Below are 3,272 nucleotides of genomic sequence, written 5' to 3'. Positions count from 1 at the left end.
ACGCCGGAAAAACTCATGCCAATCACCCCGTCCAAAGGCCGCCGTTTGATTAAGAGTGTTAATTCAGGATTAAGCGACTATTAGAAAGAGACTGTTTTCCCTGGTGTCAACACTCCCTTGACTTTGATCGATTACCAGGCACGCTTGATCGGCGGAGACACTCCATGATGCCTGCACCATGCCTTGACAAGCATTGTTGGTCAGGATAGCTTGCGCAAGGGTTCGTTAGCAACATAGCATACCCGCTGAGAAGCCCCAGTTAATTCGTGCGTCGGTCCGAATCCTTCAGGGGGAATTGCCATGGCGGAGGCTTATTCCGCGTTCCGGATCACTGCCGCGGAAGAACGTTCAGACCTGGGAAATACTCTGCGCCTGCACGCGCGTGCCGACTCGCTTCGCCCGGCGGTCGTCCATGCGGATGAGACCCTTTCCTACGGCGAGCTCGAACGCCGCACCGCGGCCCTGGCATGGCGGCTGCGTGAACACCAGGCGGGTCCCGAGCGGGTCGTCGCCGTCCATGCGAAAGACCGGTTGTCCGGCTTGATCGCGATGGTGTCCGTGCTCCGCGCCGGCGCCGTGTACCTGGCCCTGGAGCCGGGTGCGCCCGCCGCACGGCAGAAGCTGGTGCTGGAGGACAGCGGCGCGGTCCTCGTGCTGGGCGATGACGAGAGTTTCGATGAGCCGCCCACGATGCGGATCACCGGTGCGGGCGACGACCACGGCGCCCTGCTCACGCCCGATGCCGCGCACACCGCCTACCTGGTCTACACCTCGGGTACGACCGGCAGGCCCAAACCGGTCGCCGTGCCGTACGGCGCGCTGCACGAGCACCTTTCCGGGTTACGCACGGCTTTCGGCCTGGGCCCCGGCGACCGGGTGCTGCATTTCGCGCCGCCCCACGTCGACGTCGCGATCGAACAGGCGCTGGCTCCGCTGAGCGCGGGCGCGACGCTCGTGCTCACGCCCGGGACGTCCCTCCCTTCCATCCCCGACCTGGTCGGCCTGCTGCATCGTGAGCAGGTCACGGTCGCGAACCTGCCCGCCGGATACCTGAGCGAGCTGGCGGGCACGTTACCCCGGCACCCGCTTCCCGCCGGGCACAGCCTCCGGCTGATGATCTCCGGCAGCGACCGCATGCCGTCCACGGCCGCCCGCGCCTGGCTGCGGCACGCCCCCGGCGTGCGGCTCGTCAACGCCTACGGCCCCACGGAATCCGTGATCACCGCCGCCACCCACGAGGTGACCCAGGCGCACGGCGACATCCCGATCGGCGCCGCCTGCGGCGACCGTGTGCTCCACGTCCTGGACTCCTCGCTCTCCCCGTGCCCCGCGGGCGAGCAGGGCGAGCTCTACATCAGCGGCCCGCTGGCCCACGGCTACCTCGGCAGACCGGTCCCGACGGCACGGCAGTTCGTCCCCGACCCGTACGGCGCCCCCGGCGCCCGCCTGTACCGCACCGGCGACCTGGCCAGGCGCAGGGAGGACGGGCTCCTGGAGTTCGTCGGCAGGATCGACGACCAGCTCAAGATCCGGGGGTTCCGCGTCGAGCCCGCGGAGACGCGGAGAGTCCTGGAAGCCCACCCGGACGTACGGCAGTGCGCCGTGCTGGGCCGGCGGAACGGCGCGGGGGACACCCGCCTGATCGGCTACGTGGTGAGCGAGACCGGCACCGGCGAGCTCATGAGATTCCTGACCGAGCGGCTGCCCCGGCCACTCGTGCCGGCGCACCTGATCCGGATGGACCGGCTGCCGCTGACCGCCGGTGGCACGCTCGACCGCGACGCGCTGCCCGCGGCGGAGCAGAACCCGAGCCGGACGGAGCCACCGCGCACCGCGACGGAAGAACTGCTGGCCGGGCTGTGGCTGGAGACTCTCGGGCGCGATCACATCGGTCGGCATGACAACTTCTTCGCCCTGGGTGGCGACTCGCTCACCGCGCTCCGGATCACCGCGCGCCTGCTGCGGTACTTCGGAAGAGACCTGACGCCGCAGGCCGTGTTCGAGACACCCGTCCTCGCCGACCTGGCGGCCAGGCTCGATGCCGGGCAGAGCGCGAAGCCCGCGGGGGCCGCGCCACGCAACGGCGGGGACGAAGGCCCCCTGTCGCTGGGCCAGCAGGCGCTGTGGCTGTCGGAGCAGTGGAACCCGGAGGCGCCGATCTACAACCTGCCGTGGCTGTTCAGGCTGAGCGGGCCCGTCGACGCCGCGCTGCTGGAACGGGCGCTGAACAGGCTGATCGAACGGCACGAGGCGCTGCGTACCGTGTTTCCCTCCAGGCTCGGCGAGCCCAGGCAGGTGGTGCTGCCCTCGGTTTCGGTCCCGGTCGAGAAAGGCGAGGGCCTCGAGGAGGCCGACGTCCGCGAGCCGTTCGACCTGGACCACGGTCCCCTGATCAGGGCGCGGCTGCTGCGCGCGGTGGACGGGGGACCGGCGCTGCTGGTGGTCGTGCATCACCTCGTCTGGGACGAGTGGTCGCTCGGCCTGTTCGAGACCGAGCTGGGCGAGCTCTACCAGGCGTTGTCGGAGGACCGTGAGCCCCGGCTGCCCGCTCTGACCGCCCGGCCCATCGACTACGCGGCCGACCGGCGGGAGGCCGACCACGAGCAGGGGCTGGCCTACTGGCGCGACCGGCTGGCGGATCTGCCCGCGACCGCCGGTGAGGATCGGAGCCCTGCCGGGGCGGTGGTGCGCTTCGCGTTGCCCCCGCAGCTGGTCGCACGCGTGCGGGCACTGGCCAGGGACGCCGGGGCGACGCCGTTCATGGTGCTGCTCGCCGCCTTCGCCCAGATGGTGCAGCGCCGCACGGGACAGGACGATCTGCTGGTCGCGACCCCGACCGCCGACCGGGACCAGGCCGAATGGGAGGGGCTGATCGGCTACTTCGTCAATCTGGTGCCGCTGCGGATCAAGGTGAGCACGGACTTCCGCGAGCTGCTGAGCCGGGTGCGCGAGGACGTTCTCACCGACCTCGCCCACCGGGACGTGCCCTTCCCGCTCATCGCGGAGCACGTGCCGCGTGCTTCCGGGGTTGCGCTGGCGTTCGAGATGCACCGCCACCGTCCGTGTCCCCTCAGGCTCGGCGAGGCGGAAGGAAGCAGGGAACTGCTGCCGACCGGCGCCGCCAAGTTCGACATGATCTGGCAGATCACCGACGACGGCGAGCGGTTGTTCGGCGTGGTGGAGTTCAGCACGGACCTCTACGACACGGCCGAGGTCGAGACGATGGTGGCCGACTGGGAGAGCGGGCTCACCGGCGCCGTCCAGCCGCTGGC

Annotated in this window: 1 protein-coding gene; it reads left to right on the top strand. The window is 70.0% G+C overall.

The window, feature by feature from the left end; all coding sequences use genetic code 11:
* Window positions 1-300 precede the first annotated feature (300 nt).
* On the top strand, window positions 301-3,272 hold a 2,972-nt coding region (locus ACIBI5_RS54210), incomplete at its 3' end, for an amino acid adenylation domain-containing protein (protein WP_397259656.1).

This window comes from Nonomuraea sp. NPDC050540 (assembly GCF_044457485.1).
Classification (GTDB): domain Bacteria; phylum Actinomycetota; class Actinomycetes; order Streptosporangiales; family Streptosporangiaceae; genus Nonomuraea.
The sequence above is the reverse complement of the archived record's forward strand: the minus strand, read 5'-3'. Positions and strand labels throughout refer to the sequence as shown.